The 14,404-nt window shown below is 52.4% G+C and carries 12 protein-coding genes; 5 read left to right on the forward strand and 7 right to left on the reverse strand.

All coding sequences use genetic code 11. From position 1 onward, the window contains the following. Entirely contained in the window at positions 1–1,620 is a 1,620-nt protein-coding gene (locus tag J4E05_RS20910) for an FAD-dependent oxidoreductase (RefSeq protein ID WP_349599729.1), read from the forward strand. Between the two features lie 4 nt (positions 1,621–1,624). Continuing rightward, positions 1,625–2,656 carry an ABC transporter ATP-binding protein gene (locus J4E05_RS20915; protein ID WP_349599731.1) on the forward strand — a complete coding sequence of 344 codons (1,032 nt, stop codon included), beginning with the start codon at positions 1,625–1,627 and terminating at the stop codon, positions 2,654–2,656. Between the two features lie 72 nt (positions 2,657–2,728). On the opposite strand, the gene J4E05_RS20920 is transcribed toward J4E05_RS20915, so the two are convergent. The 3 genes from J4E05_RS20920 to J4E05_RS20930 form a co-directional block, all read right to left on the reverse strand. Next, entirely contained in the window at positions 2,729–4,369 is a 1,641-nt protein-coding gene (locus J4E05_RS20920) for a cyclic peptide export ABC transporter (protein WP_349599734.1), read from the reverse strand. After that, positions 4,366–6,099 (reverse strand): ATP-binding cassette domain-containing protein, encoded by a 1,734-nt coding sequence (locus tag J4E05_RS20925; protein WP_349599737.1) that lies wholly within the window; start codon positions 6,097–6,099, stop codon positions 4,366–4,368. The genes J4E05_RS20920 and J4E05_RS20925 overlap by 4 nt, the downstream gene beginning before the upstream one ends. A 79-nt stretch (positions 6,100–6,178) precedes the next feature. Continuing rightward, positions 6,179–7,312, reverse strand: coding sequence for a diaminopropionate ammonia-lyase (locus J4E05_RS20930; RefSeq protein WP_349599740.1), 1,134 nt, complete (start codon positions 7,310–7,312; stop codon positions 6,179–6,181). A 270-nt stretch (positions 7,313–7,582) separates the two neighbouring features. Between J4E05_RS20930 and J4E05_RS20935 the strand changes: the two genes are divergently transcribed. Beyond that, on the forward strand, positions 7,583–8,890 hold the full coding sequence (locus J4E05_RS20935) for a TAXI family TRAP transporter solute-binding subunit (protein ID WP_349599743.1): 1,308 nt from the start codon (positions 7,583–7,585) through the stop codon (positions 8,888–8,890). A 14-nt stretch (positions 8,891–8,904) separates the two neighbouring features. Here the strand turns inward: J4E05_RS20935 and J4E05_RS20940 are convergent, their stop codons facing one another. Genes J4E05_RS20940 through J4E05_RS20955 form a run of 4 tightly spaced genes read right to left on the reverse strand, consistent with a single transcriptional unit; the run spans position 8,905 to position 13,385 of the window. Continuing rightward, the gene (locus J4E05_RS20940; RefSeq protein WP_349599745.1) at positions 8,905–9,585 is read right to left on the reverse strand and encodes a GNAT family N-acetyltransferase; all 681 of its coding nucleotides are present in this window, start codon (positions 9,583–9,585) and stop codon (positions 8,905–8,907) included. Then, entirely contained in the window at positions 9,582–10,598 is a 1,017-nt protein-coding gene (locus tag J4E05_RS20945) for an ABC transporter substrate-binding protein (protein WP_349599748.1), read from the reverse strand. The genes J4E05_RS20940 and J4E05_RS20945 overlap by 4 nt, the downstream gene beginning before the upstream one ends. Continuing rightward, a complete protein-coding gene (locus J4E05_RS20950; RefSeq protein ID WP_349599751.1) occupies positions 10,595–12,598 on the reverse strand; it encodes an MFS transporter in 2,004 nt (667 codons plus the stop codon). Before J4E05_RS20950 ends, J4E05_RS20945 begins: the two co-directional genes overlap by 4 nt. Continuing rightward, the gene (locus J4E05_RS20955; protein WP_349599754.1) at positions 12,588–13,385 is read right to left on the reverse strand and encodes a hypothetical protein; all 798 of its coding nucleotides are present in this window, start codon (positions 13,383–13,385) and stop codon (positions 12,588–12,590) included. Before J4E05_RS20955 ends, J4E05_RS20950 begins: the two co-directional genes overlap by 11 nt. A 228-nt stretch (positions 13,386–13,613) precedes the next feature. Between J4E05_RS20955 and J4E05_RS20960 the strand changes: the two genes are divergently transcribed. Both J4E05_RS20960 and J4E05_RS20965 read left to right on the forward strand, forming a co-directional pair. Next, complete coding sequence (locus J4E05_RS20960; RefSeq protein ID WP_349599757.1) at positions 13,614–14,123, forward strand: YcjF family protein; 510 nt, start codon at positions 13,614–13,616, stop codon at positions 14,121–14,123. An 82-nt stretch (positions 14,124–14,205) separates the two neighbouring features. Next, positions 14,206–14,403, forward strand: a complete 198-nt coding sequence (locus J4E05_RS20965; RefSeq protein ID WP_085591978.1) for a hypothetical protein — start codon at positions 14,206–14,208, stop codon at positions 14,401–14,403. Position 14,404: the final 1 nt, after the last annotated feature.

Raw genomic sequence — 14,404 nt, forward strand, 5'->3', positions numbered from 1 at the left:
ATGAAAGAACTTAACTCTGATATCGTAATCATCGGAGGCGGACTGGGAGGGATAGCCGCTGCCTTGTCCGCATTGAAACTTGGCAAAAGCGTCATCCTGACAGAGGAATTTAAATGGTTGGGCGGGCAATTAACCACACAGGCCGTCCCGCCTGATGAAAATCCGTGGATTGAATCTGATGGCTCAACCGCAAGCTACCGCGAGCTTCGGCAGCATATTCGCGAATATTATCGCCGTAATTATCCCCTGACCGACGAGGCAATGGCCGATGAGGCCCTTAACCCTGGCAGTGGCAATGTATCACCCATTTGTGCTGAACCGCGCGCAGGCGTTGCCGCGATCGACGCCATGCTGGCACCATGGTTTGCAACCGGCCGCCTGACAATATTGATGAATGCAAAGCCCGTTGCTGTAGAAACCAGGGACGACGAATTTACCTCTGTTACGGTTCATTCTGCCGAATATGGTGACATTGTTCTGACGGGCGCCTACTTCATTGACGCCACTGAACTTGGCGACCTTTTAGAGCTTGGCAAGGTTGAACATGTCATTGGTGCGGAAAGCCAGGCCCAAACCGGTGAGCCATCGGCGTTACCCGGTGACGCAGACCCGTTCGACCAGCAGGCCGTTAGCTGGTGCTTTGCCATGAGCTACCACCCCGATGAAGATCATACGATAGAACGCCCGCGCGATTACGATATCTGGCGCGATTACAAGCTGGATTTCTGGCCCGACCGTCAACTTTCATTTGTTGGCCCCAATCCGGTAACACTGGAACCAGACAACCGCCCGCTTTTCGTGGGGGACAGCGATGAAAAATTCGCCCCTGACAACTGGCATTATCGGCGCATTTTCTATCGTCGTAATCATGTCGGCGATCAGTATCCATCCGATATTTGCCTGGTTAACTGGCCGCAAATTGATTATTGCGATGGCCCGATTGTTGGCGTTTCGGCAGAAGAAGCCCAAAAACACCTGGAAGGGGCACGTCAGCTATCATTGTCCATGCTTTACTGGATGCAAACAGAAGCCCCCCGCCATGATGGTGGCTATGGTTACCGCGGCCTTAAACCCGCTGGAAACGCAATGGGCACACTAGACGGTTTGACCATTGCCCCCTATATCCGCGAAAGTCGGCGGATCAAGGCGCTGTTCACTGTTACCGAAAATCATGTTGGTATTGATGCGCGAGATGGCCTTGTCGGGGCAGAACAGTTCCATGATTCAGTGGGTGTTGGCAGTTATCGCATCGACCTTCACCCGTCAACGGCACCGCGCAACTATGTCGATATTGCCAACTGGCCGTTTCAAATACCACTCGGCAGCCTGATACCGCAGCGCGTCAAAAACATGCTGCCTGCCTGTAAAAATATTGGCACAACCCACCTGACCAACGGCTGTTACCGTTTGCATCCGGTGGAATGGAATATTGGCGAAAGTGTTGGCGCGCTGGCGGCCTATTGCCTTGACCACAAAATAACACCGCGTGCCGTGCGCGAAACAGAAAGCCAACTCACCGCTTTCCAGGACCTGCTCGCGACGCGTTTTGAAGTGCCCCTTTCCTGGCCAAAACACATCCGCGAAACCCCAAGGCTCGAACTGTTTGGCCGTGTGGAGTAAAACGATGGCGAAACTACACCTAAAGGAACTCCGCAAATCCTATGGCACCGTCGATGTCATCAAGGGAATTGATCTGACCATTGAAGATGGCGAGTTCTGCGTTTTTGTCGGCCCGTCCGGCTGCGGGAAATCCACACTTTTGCGTATGATTGCCGGGCTTGAGGACATCACCGGCGGAACGTTTGAAATTGATGGCAGCCGAATGAACGACTTCGCCCCCGCCAAACGCGGGGTCGCCATGGTGTTTCAATCCTACGCGCTCTATCCTCACCTTTCCGTTTATGAAAACATTGCCTTTGGCTTAAAGGTTCGCAAAACATCGGCAAGCGAAATCAAAACACGGGTTGGCGAGGCCGTAACCATGTTGCAGCTTGAAAAACTGACGGAGCGCTATCCGCGTGAGCTTTCCGGCGGGCAGCGGCAACGCGTGGCCATTGGCCGTGCCATCGTCGGACAGCCGCAAACTTTTCTGTTCGACGAACCCCTTTCAAACCTTGATGCCGAACTTCGGGTCCATATGCGTACCCAAATTTCCGAACTGCATCAGCGTTTGAAACGGACAATGATTTATGTGACCCATGATCAGGTCGAGGCGATGACGCTGGCCGACAAAATCGTTCTTTTGCGAGACGGGCGTATCGAACAGGTTGGAACACCGCATGATCTGTATGAGCGCCCCCAAAACCTGTTTGCGGCACAGTTTATCGGTGCGCCCAAGATGAACATTTTCAAATTGACCGATGAATGCCAAAACCTGCGGGAAAGCCTGAAACTGGACCGTAACGCGCATTATTTCGGAATACGACCAGACAGCTTTGAAATTGTGCAACCCGGAGAAGGTATATTGTCAGGGAAGGTTCGCCTGAACGAATATCTTGGCAATGCTTGCCTGATCCATGCCGACATAGAAGGACATGACCCGGTTATTCTTGAGCAACCCGTTGGCACAAAAATAACCACGGGAACAACAATATCGCTTAATGCCAAAGCCGATAATGTTCATGCCTTTGCAAAAGATGGCAACAGGATCGCGTGAAGCATCTGATAAATCATATATATGCCGCGGGTTTCAACACTGAATCCCGCGGCATTACATGTTAGGCGCCCTCTAACCTTCGAACGCACCATCCCGAAGGTAGCAGACCTGATCTGCAATATGAAACCAGCGGTCATCATGGGTAACACAGATAACAATTTTGCCTTGATCCCGTAATTCCGGCAGCAGATATTCGTAAAAAATCTTGCGAAAATACGGGTCCTGGTCCGCCGCCCATTCATCAAGCACAAGGACCGGTTTGTCTTCCAGCATTGCTGTTACCAGCATCAGCCGTTTACGTTGCCCCTGGGACAAATCTGTTGTCGAAAAGGCGTTATCGACCAGTTCAACCTTATCGTCGATTTCCATCTTTTCGAGCAACATTTGTGCCCGTTCCGGGTCAACCGGAGCAATCCCGAACAGGTCACGAAACAAATGATAGTCACTAAAAACAGTGGCAAACCTGTCACGGTAGGATTGCAACTGGTCGGGTGCCAACGGCACACCGTTTACCAGGATATCACCACTTTCTGCGCTGCGCAGACCGGTTAACAGCGAAATCATGGTCGATTTACCAGCCCCGTTGCCACCGGTAATAAAACTGATCTTGCCGCGCTCGAATTTTGCATTTAGCGGGCCCAGAGCAAACCCTTTACCCCCGTTTTGATCACGATATGCAAAACAAAGATCGCTTAATGTAATATCGCGAACCACATCATCTACGGGCAAAACGGCACCTTGCCCCGTTTTTACCACACCATCTTTACCTGTTGGCAGTGACGCCGCAGCGATCAGTGCCTGATCAAGCCGGGAAATCTGGGCAAGCGATGCCTCTGCATTGCCAAAAGACGGAATGGCAAACAATAACGATCCAATCGGCCCGATCATGAAAAGGGCCGCGGTTGTCGTTTGGGTGGCAACCTCGTGATAATCCGTGGTGAATATTGGCACCACAAACACCATGAGCCCCATCATCACATAGAATGCCAGCTGAATTAATGAAAATTCCCGTCCCCATTGACGTTTGATTGCTGTTTTAGCAAGGCGTGTACGATCAGAAAGGTCATATAGTTGCACCATCAAATCATCACGGCGCGCCCGGCTCATGCGGACTTCCTTAAATCCTTGCAGCAAATCCGTCAGGCCATCAAACAGCTTGTTTTCTTCTGCCACGGCATCGCGGGTGGCATCACTTACCTTGCGGGCACGGTGTAAATGCACCACAGCGGCAATTACGCTAAAACCCATCACCATGATAAAGGCCGGCATTGAAAGCCAAGCCATATAAAGACTGACGAAAACCAGCAACACCATTTGTTGCAGCCCCGTCAGAATCATCGGCAAGGCCCCGGAAATCGTCTGCATTTCCTGGGTCAGTGCCGTTTGCAGTGGCCCCTGACCAATATCATTAAGGGTATCAGGCCCGGCCTTGCGTACATTATCAAACAACCGCAGCCGCAAATTATGCAAAATATGTTCGGCTTCGCGCGCAACAATGACATCAGACTGCCGTTGCGACCACGCATATGCCAAAAGCGACACGCCCATCAGCGCAAGCAATCGTACACTGGCCTGTCCTTGTGCCGCCTGCTCGGCCGCCATATTAACCACCATCAAAATCATGGTGGTCGCAATGCCCGACAGGGCGGTCAACATCGCAACTCCGCGCAGGCTAACCCGCGTTCTTTGCCGGATCAGATCGACCAAAATCATGCTGTTGGGCCTCCTGCGTCATGAACGCTATCGGCCTTGCTTTTGCCTGCCACATCGTGCAATTGCCCGGCTTCAAGATGCAGACAACGATCAGCAGCATCAAAATAATGGTCGTCATGGGTTACTGCCACAACCGTCAGGCCACGTTTGCAAAGCTCAGGTAAAATCTCGCGATAAAATTTCCGTCGAAAATGCGGGTCCTGGTCGGCTGCCCATTCATCAAGCACCAGGATCGGACGATGTTCAAGAATGGCCGCAATCAGCGCAAGACGTTTGCGTTGTCCCTGTGACAGATCCTGACGAACGAAGCGGGCATGTCCAACCGACAGGGTGTTCGCACTATCTGTCTCTGCCGGGTCTTTTTCGTCAGGAATATTTATGCCGGTAATATGGTCGAGTTCAAACATTCGCAACCAGAAGGCCGCTTCGGTGCGGTCAATTTCGCCCAAACCATAAAGACAGGAAAACAGATGAAAATCGGAAAAAACAGTTGAAATCAGATGGCGATACGAGCCGATGCTTTGCGGACCAAGACGAATGTCATCAATTTCAATATGGCCGTCGGTCGGATAATATAAAGCGGTCAACAATTTGATCAGGGTTGATTTTCCCGAACCATTGCCACCGGTAATAAAAATCAGTTCCCCGCGCGCAATTTCAAGCGTTACCGGCCCCAGTTGAAAACCATGGTTCTGATCCCGATGAGCATAGCGGAAAATCGCGTTATGAAAACCGATGCGGGTAAAATCACGGGCAACCATCGCGCCATCATCTTCGGCCACGGGTTCCGCCATTGCGGCAAGGTCAGCATCAAGCGAGATCATTCGCGATGCCGCGTTTTCCGCCGCGCCAAGCACAGTCCAGCTTTGCACAACGGCACTAATGGGCCCGATCATGAATAATACTGCCGTACTGACCTTCATCACCGTGCCGGAAAAGCCGGGGGAATAAACCGGAACAACAAACACAATCACCGCAAGCAGAATATAAAACGCCATCATGCCCATTACCTGCTGGCGAAAGGTAAGATCATGCGCCTGAACGGCGGTTTCTTCCTTATGGGCCGACGTCGCGGCAAAAGCAGTATTTAACGCATCACTGCGTGCCGAGGACATCCGCACTTCCTTGATGCCGTAAAACAGGTCGGCAACCCTTTCAAACAGGGAATTTTCTGCCGCTGCCAGCCGATGATAACAAGTCGATAATTCACGCCCCATCCGTAAATAAATCATCGTGCCAAACCCGATCACTATCACGATCAGAAAAAAGGCCAGCGGGGACAACCACAAGACATACAACATCACCGCCAAAACCAGCAGCAACGAGCGAAACGCATGGGCCAGCAATTGTGAATTTTGCGAAATTACCTGGCTGCTTTGTGTGATGCTTTCATAAAGGCGGGTCCGCCCGAAACGTTCTATCCGGGCAAAGTCGGCATTTGCCAAACCTGTCAAAAGGCGTGCGCGCACACGGTGAATACCATTTTCAATGCGCGCGCCAATATGGGCAACCAGATAAATCTCGGAAAAAAAATACACTATTGATACGGCAATAAATGCCCCGGCCAGAAACCAGTTAACCTTGTCAATTTCGGTTTGTTCAATCTGTTCGGCTGCCGCATTTACGATTGCCAGCAACACAGCACTGCCGCCCCCTGCCAGTCCACCGGCAAGCGTCAGACGGGTTAACAGCCTGTTATCCCCCGACGACAACAGATCAAGCAATTTCATTGGTTTGAAGTCCCCCTGGTCCGGCCATTAAGATATTGTGTCCCGGGCCGAATTAACCCGGCGAGTGTAGCTGCCGGCGTTATGGCTGTCCAGTGATCGCATAGGCGGGAACAGGTGTAATTGTACTGGCATACCGTGCGGGCATGGCGCCCTCGCTATTAACCACCAGAACAGTGCTGTTAGCGTCCAGGTTAAATTGCGCCCGCAAAACCGGGCTTTGCGCCACATGCCATAACCCGGCGATACCGGCAATGCCCGTGTCCCAGCAATCAAGCGGCACATCCCCATTTATTCCCCGTCCCAGTTCTGTCTGGGCATGAAGGGCAATGGCATCATCAATCGCAATGCTGCCTCGCGCAACCTTTTGCAAAATATCGAATGCCGGAAGGCTTGGTCGCCCGCAGGATAAACCGACCATCCGGGTTAGCAACTGCCCGGCGACAGAGACCGGGCGCCCCTGTGCAAGGCTTTGTTTCACACAAGCCGCGTTGGTGGCTTCAACAGTAATCACACCGGGCTTGCAACCACTTTCATGCCACAGGCCCAGCACACAGCCTGCCGCCATGCCGCCCACCCCGCATTGCAAAAAAACATGTTCGGGCCAAACGCCAATCTGTTCCAGTTGCCGGGCGCATTCAATGCCCATAACTGCATATCCGGCCATAATGTCGCGGGTTACTTTAATGCCACCGTGATAATCGGTATCGGTAATCAGTAATACGCCAGCGTCGCGTGCGGCGTTTTCTGCGGCAAGCACGGCATCGTCATAGGTGCCTGCAACCACCACAATATCGGCACCATTGTCGCGCATGCGCTGCACCCGACCCACATTCACATCTGTGCCGACATAAATACGGGCGTTGCAGCCAAATTTTGCTGCCGCCCACGCCAACGCCAACCCGTGATTCCCGTCTGTTGCCGCAACGGCCGTAAAGCCTGAACAATCGGTACTGCCCGGCACAAGCCCAAGGTCCAGCAACTGTTGTTTCAACCCATAAGGCGCACCAAGTGCCTTAACACCGCCCAGTCCAAAACGCCTGCTTTCGTCCTTGATCAGAACCGATCCGATACCGAGCTGTTTTGCCAAACCCGGAGCGGAAAGAAGCGGACTGGGGCGATATTCCTGCCAGTCTGAAATCAAGTCCAGCGCCCGATAGATTTCATCCCGGCCGGGAAAAAGGGCATCGATGCCTGAATCCGGTTGTTTCGACAATTATTCCATACCCCGCATCTATTATGACCGTCTCAGACACCCGCCTGTTCACGCCATCGCCCCCGTAAAGCAACAAAGTTTTTACTACTCAATTGGTCACAACACTATCCATATGTCGTGAATTATTATGAAAATACAATTGCCGGGCTATACCGCGCCCCCAAATCGTGAAATTGATATCAGACGACAACAGCGTAACTTCGTCCTCGACGGGGGATGCTGCGGTCCATTACACTCTCTTTTGCAACCAGGGGGTTACAGGGCGATCCAATGCAACAGGTCACAATGGGCAAAAAATTCGGGCTTCTGAAAAACGCGCTGCTGGTCAGCCTGCTTATTGTGGCATCGACTGGCGCGATTTCTGTTGCCTGCGCGCAAGGCAGTGACCTGCCCGATGCATCGCCAGATACATCATCGCGGCTGGCCAACCAAAATAATGCGACCGGCAATATTGATCAGTTCGATAATCAACCCACAGAAAAAATACCGACAAATCCCGAAATGATAGACGGGCTGATTTATAAGCCCGATGCAATCCCTTTGTCGCAATATCGGCGCGATTACAAAGGGATAGGCGGCCTGAGCCAGAAAATCTCTGAAACTGGCGACACACGCCCTTCCTATTACCTTGCCATCTATAGCGGCAGTACCAACGGTGTTTACTTTCAGGTCGCGGCCAGGATTTGCGAACTCATGCGCCAAACCTATGAGGAACATCGCGTGCATTGTGTTCCGCTGCGTTCGCAAGGGGTTGGCAGCAATGTTGAATTGATGAAAGAAGGCCGCGTTCAGGTTGCCATCGTCCAGTCCAATACGAACTGGGAGGCCCAGAACGGCATCAGTCCAATTCCCGGTGCCCGTTCTGTGATGTCACTTCATGATGAAATGGGCCTGTTGGTCGTGCGTAAGGATTCGGGCATTCATTCCGTTGCTGATTTACGCAACAAACGCATCAATGTTGGCCCCGAAGGATCAGCTTCGCGGGGATTGTGGCTGCAACTGTTAAAAAAATACGATATCGGCCTTAAGGACCTGGGCCAGGTTTATGGCGTTGCACAGGATTACAACGGCATTGGCATTTGCAATAACTATCTCGATGCGTTCGGCCTATGGATCGGACATCCGGCAGAACCGATTAACGACACATTGGGTTGCGATGCAGAAGTCGTTGGCATGGGCGGCGGCCCGACCGAGGAACTGGTTAAAGACAACAGTTATTTCTTTAACCAAACCCTGCCTGCCAACACGTATCCCGGTCAAAATAAACCGGTTAAATCTTTCGGTTTCAAGGCATCCCTGATCGCTTATGAACCGGCCAATTCCTATGTTGTTTACTGGTTAACACGGATCGTGCACGAGCATCTTGCCGATTTGCGCAAAATGATGCCGATGTTTCTAAGTGTTGAGGCCGATGACATGTTTAAAAAAGGCAATTTCTTGCCGTTCCACAGTGGTGCAGCCTGTTATTGGGAAACCGACCCGCACGCCTGTGACTGGCAAAAAGCCTATATTGCACGCGATGCAGAGGCGGCAAGACTGCTTAACGCCAAATCAAAATACCTTACAGATGATCAATAAGCCGACCGGGACGATTATTCAGGGACATAACCAATCTGGATCTTGCCCCCGTCAACACGCCCCCCCATCCCGATACACCCCCCCGCTATCGCTGTGCGTTGCCTTGGCAGATCATCAAGATTAATCCATTGCATGTCACTTTGCGGTCGTTCCCCGGTGCCATTGCCCGTAACCGGGACAGGCGCAAAATCCACCGCCAGATCACGCCTTACAAGATAGCGAATACCCCCGAATTTTTCGACCATTCCCCGTATGGTTAACCCGCACGACAACAAACTGCGCAAACTGGGCACATTCCCCGGTGCGACAGTCGACAGGGCAATAGAACGACCAGCAGCCAGAGCAGCGGCCAGCCTGTGATTTATCATCTTACGCTGCCAGCCCTGGCCGCGCCATTCAGGGGCCACCGATACACCATCAATATGGGCCACCCCGGCCAATTGTCCCGGCAGCAAATTGTGATCGACACCGAAATTGGGATCATCCCGGCGGGGAAGCCCCAACACACTATAGGCCATCAGGGTATCGTCACGAAAAGCCCCGTAAATATGCCCGCAGGTCGCAATATGATCCGCGAAAAAGCCATCTGTTTCACATGCGGCCAGGTTTTTCGTCGGCAATAATGCAAGGACCTTGTGATGAAGCCCAATAATTGCAGGCAAGTGTTCGGTGCCAAGGCGACGGATCGTCGTCATTTTACAATTTCCGCGTAATCAAGCAATGGCAACGGCGGGTACAGTTGCAACTGTTTTGCCGCAGATAGCCGGATCAGATAGGAAAAACGGTTTAATGTTTCAATTGGCAAATCGCCCGGTTTTGCACCATTGATCAGAATGTCTGCCGCCTTGCTTGCGGCCAGACGCCCCACCAGTTCATAATGGCTGACCAGACCAAACAGGGCATGTCCCTCGCGCACCTCAAGTTCTGTGGCACTGAACGTGCCAAGGCCATTTGCAAAGCCCGCATCTGTCAGGTTGTCGCGATAGGTGCCAATAAAGTTGTCCGGCCCGATATATAAAAAATCGGCCCCCTTCTTTGCCAGATCGGCCACAGCACCGGCAATACGGTCAGGGTCCGGGGTGCCGTTTTCACCCAGGGGTTCGGCCAGAACCTCAAACGACATTTCCGTGCCCAGCGCCCTAAGGTCGGCAATATTCGAAACCGAGTTGCTTTCCTGAACATTGTAAACCACGCCCAGACGCTTCATGGGGCGATAGGCCCGAATAGCATTAATCTGTGCCGCAAGCGGGGCAATGTGGCTCGCGCCGGTAATATTGGTGCGCATTTGACCGGGCGGCGCAGCAATCCCGGTTTTCCAGGGTGCCGACACCATCACAAAAACCACAGGCAGTTCGGTAATATTTTGCACCGGGTCAACAGCGTCATACCGACCTGCGACCGCCATTGTAACACCCGTCCCCCAGGTATACACAAGATCCGGCGGGTTCTTGCGGATTTGGGCAATCACATCGGGAATGGCACTGATATCCCGGTTGATATTATAAACCTGAATATCCACCGGGATGTTACGGCTTGCAAAATAGGCGCGAAACCCTTCTTCGACCTGGGTTTCACCCCGCCAGAGAACCATCGCAATATGAAAAGGATGGTCAGGGGACGCGCGGTGGTCTGATGCATGGGCAGGTCCATTGCCTGCCCCGATTATGGTTAGAAACACTAGCAGAATACAGGCATAAAACCGGTTCATTGTTTCACCCCTGCTTTATCCGCAATATCCTTGTCGACCGGTGATCGCCCGATAAGCACTTCAAAACACAAAATACAAATAACCGCACCACACCCAAGATAAAGGATAGCCTTCTCGGGACCGAAATAATGCACCAGCATCGCGGCAATCAAGGGGCCACTGGCACCGCCAAACCGTTCGGCCAGCCGCAAAACAGCCAAAACAGGGCCCGTGCCATGTTTTTCCGTGAATGTACGGCTAAGTTTAAGGCTTAGTGAAACCTGTGCCGGAATGGATGTTGCCTGCGACAGGCCCAGCATACCAACCGCAACCGCAATTACCGACCCTGCGGGGAAGATTCCGGCCATTACCAGCCCGATGGCCGTTATAACCCCGCCAATACCAACGGCCCGCATTTCTTGTTGCTTACGGTCCGTCCAGCGGGCAACACCCCAGCCTGACAGCAAGGCAACCATCCCGTATAGCATGATAACCCGGCCGATTTCGGCAATCGTTGCCCCACTCTGCAACATCAAAACCGGCACAAGGTAATATAAGAATGCACTAAGGATTAATTTGGCAGGAATCGCGGCAAACACCATCACTACCTGCAAACGGCGATTACGCAACAATGCCCCAAACGCCGCCCGTGTAGGCAAGGCCGGAGCCATATCGCCACGCAATCCGACCTGGCTATCCATCAGGAAAAAGGCAAGGCCGGTGGCAAACACCGCCACAAAACCACCCATGAAAAAGGTCAGCGATGCCCCGAAATATCCGGCGATAATGCCACCTATCGCGGGTCCGCAAATATCGGCCAGCATAATCCCGCTGACCATCATCGCGGTTCCTTGCGAGCGATTTTTTTCGGTCGTGGCATCGAGAACATAACTTTGACAGGCAACAAAGGTAGTGGCATAGCCAAGCCCGGACAAAGCACGCCAAATCACCAGGTCCCAGAACCCGATGGCACTGGCCGCCCCGAAAAGCCCGACCGTCGCCAGGCATGCCCCTATCAGATACATACGCAACGGGCCGGTTTTTCCCTGTATCAGGCTGCAAAGCGGCATGGCAATTGCGATCATCAACAGATGCACCGCCATCACAATGCCGGCACCAAGTTGCCCCCCCATCGTGTGCGCTGTCAGGTCGCTGAAATAGGCAGGCATAATTGGCCGGGCCAGTTCTTCGGCCAGAACAAACATAAAGGCCAGCATCCTGACCCCTACCAGCCGAACCTCGCGGGCGGGTTGGGGTATAATCCCGGCTTTTTGCGCCGTGTTTGCGACCACCGCATTAATACGGCCCATAAACTGGCCAATATCATCGCGCGTTGACTGACCATGCAAAAGCGTAAATTTACGGGCATGGATATTGGCCAAGACCCGCGATGCCACCCTGACCGGCATGGTGACATTGACCGTTAACACCAGCAGCATCAGTTCAAATGACAATGCCAGCGCAATCAGCAAAATCACACCAATATCAAACAGATTGTCAATCAACGGACGCATCAGCGCCCGGCGATCATGCCCGATGACAAGACTGCCCAACCTGGTATCGCCAGCTTCCAGCGCACCGTCGCCCGTTTTCAGGGGCAGACGGGTCAGGATAAACCGGTTTTGTTGCTGATCGTCCTGCGACAGTGACAGACTTTTCTCAAAAGCAGCAGGCTCCAGCCCGCCACTAAAAAGCACTTGTCCGTCAGATGTCAGGATCGCGCCAAACAACAGATCAGGGTCACCATCCTGCATCCCGACGATCAGGTCATCGAACCCTGTAATTTTATCAAGCGGAATACCAAGGTCGAGCGCACGGGCAATCTTTTCGACCAGAACCTGTGCCTCGATGGTGGCCTTCTTGATGGTTTCACTGCGAAGGTCATCTCGTGCCAGATCAGCTGCACGCCAGGAAATGCCAACCAGTGCAATACACAAGGCAACCACACTGACCAGCAACAAAACCCAGATCGTGCCCTTGGGAAACAGGCCGCTGCGACGGATGACAGGTTCATTTTTCATGTTTTTGTCCATCCCCGGACTGATCATCACCGTCAATCAAACCGTCATCATGTCTGGTTTCGGCATTTGCGTTCTCACGCGACAATTGGTCACGCAATTGCCGATACAGGGAAATCATGCGCATTTCACCGCCGGTCAGAACATCGCCGTCATGGGCAGAAACAGCCGATGCTTTCCCGTCCAGCGCACGCTCGAGATCATCATTGAGTTCGACAAAAACCCGGTGCCGTCGGCGCATCAATACAAACAGAACCAGCAAAACCGGCACAATCGTCCCAAGGCTGATCATGGCCGCCTGCCACATCCGGCTTAAAACATGGTCAAGTTGGGCATTTGCATCGGAAATATCGGTGATAATCCGAACATAGCCCGCGCACTGCCCCACACTATCGCGCAGTAACGTTCCCATAATCGCACGATCATGATCAAAACTTTGCCATTGATCCATATCTGGCAAAGAAAATGGCGGTGGCGCAACAGAACCTGCCTGCGCGACATCAATTTGCGATCCATCGCAGGCAAAAACCTGAATGTTCCTGATACCTTCCGACATATCAAGACGCCTGCCAAGAATGGCATCCAGATTTTCCATGTTCTCAAGCCGTAACCCCAAATCAAGGCCTGCAACAATATCGCGTCGGGTTTCGGACAACACAACCGTCATGCGCTGGGACAGCAGGTGATGCAATGTCTGATCAAAACGCAAATAATTCAGCCCGGTTGTCATGGCAATTGCCGCACCAAAGACCAAAAGCAGCGCAAGACCGATCTTGAGAGCCAAACTCACGACCATCCTCCAACACTGACAGCCCGGTCTGTTTTGCTGTTAACCCTGACGTTAAATATCATGAAAACCTATCCCCCCGCTGGCTGCATGTTTGCCTGTGTCCTGTACCAACGTCAAGCACCCACCAGCAGATTGTATATGACTGCTACCCCAACTTGATAAGGTTTGCAGTAGCAGTCCTTAGCCGGTATGCTTTCATTCCTTGTTGCGATCAGAGGACTGCCCGTCATGAGTGCGGAAAAACTTGCTGAATTAAAACAGTTAAAGCAACATCGTCTTGCAAGCGCTATCGTGCGCCGCAATACAATGTGGGCAGTGGGCAGCGGCTTTATTCCCATACCCCTGGTTGACAGTGCAACAATTGTTGCTGTTCAGTTAAAAATGCTTGCCGAACTTAGTGCCATTTATAACGTTCCATTTAACCGCAACAGCGGCAAGTCGGCGATTGCGGCCTTGATATGCAGTCTCAGCAGTGGTGCTTTGGGGAAATCCCTGCTGGCAACCGGCGTATTCGGGGCAATGGCCAAATCTGTTCCGGTCATTGGCTATGGGTTAAGCATTTTAACCATGCCCGGTTTTAACGGTGCGGCAACATACGCACTGGGCAAGGTTTTTCAGCAGCACTTTTCCGCGGGTGGCACTTTTCTGACATTTGACCCCCAAAAAACAGAGCGGCATTTCCGCCAGAAATTTGAAGAAGGTAAGGAATTTGTGGCGCGGCAAACCGCCGCTGCCTGATTTTGAAAATAACTATCAAGGCGCGTTCAAAAATATAGTGCCGAAATTTTGGGGCAGGACATAGCGTCCGCAGGGGAAAGCAATGCAGTTCGTCGTTCTCATTCTGTATATCATCGCCGCAGCAATATGCGGCATGCTCGGGCGCAATACAGCATTCGGGTTTCTTGGGCATTTCATTCTTGCACTGATCATTACCCCGATTGGCGATTTTCTTGTACAGCTCGTTGCACGCCCGTCCCGCGAGCTGCGCAGGAGAATAAAAGATTATGACATCGAATAGC

The sequence above is a fragment of the Thalassospira sp. NFXS8 genome (assembly GCF_040148805.1).
Lineage (GTDB): Bacteria > Pseudomonadota > Alphaproteobacteria > Rhodospirillales > Thalassospiraceae > Thalassospira.

What these genes read in the sequence shown, in the direction of transcription:
- J4E05_RS20910 (WP_349599729.1), top strand. Translation starts at nt 1, where the DNA reads ATGAAAGAACTTAACTCTGATATCGTAATCATCGGAGGCGGACTGGGA.
- J4E05_RS20915 (WP_349599731.1), top strand. Translation starts at nt 1,625, where the DNA reads ATGGCGAAACTACACCTAAAGGAACTCCGCAAATCCTATGGCACCGTC.
- J4E05_RS20920 (WP_349599734.1), bottom strand. Translation starts at nt 4,369, where the DNA reads ATGATTTTGGTCGATCTGATCCGGCAAAGAACGCGGGTTAGCCTGCGC.
- J4E05_RS20925 (WP_349599737.1), bottom strand. Translation starts at nt 6,099, where the DNA reads ATGAAATTGCTTGATCTGTTGTCGTCGGGGGATAACAGGCTGTTAACC.
- J4E05_RS20935 (WP_349599743.1), top strand. Translation starts at nt 7,583, where the DNA reads ATGCAACAGGTCACAATGGGCAAAAAATTCGGGCTTCTGAAAAACGCG.
- J4E05_RS20940 (WP_349599745.1), bottom strand. Translation starts at nt 9,585, where the DNA reads ATGACGACGATCCGTCGCCTTGGCACCGAACACTTGCCTGCAATTATT.
- J4E05_RS20945 (WP_349599748.1), bottom strand. Translation starts at nt 10,598, where the DNA reads ATGAACCGGTTTTATGCCTGTATTCTGCTAGTGTTTCTAACCATAATC.
- J4E05_RS20950 (WP_349599751.1), bottom strand. Translation starts at nt 12,598, where the DNA reads ATGAAAAATGAACCTGTCATCCGTCGCAGCGGCCTGTTTCCCAAGGGC.
- J4E05_RS20960 (WP_349599757.1), top strand. Translation starts at nt 13,614, where the DNA reads ATGAGTGCGGAAAAACTTGCTGAATTAAAACAGTTAAAGCAACATCGT.
- J4E05_RS20965 (WP_085591978.1), top strand. Translation starts at nt 14,206, where the DNA reads ATGCAGTTCGTCGTTCTCATTCTGTATATCATCGCCGCAGCAATATGC.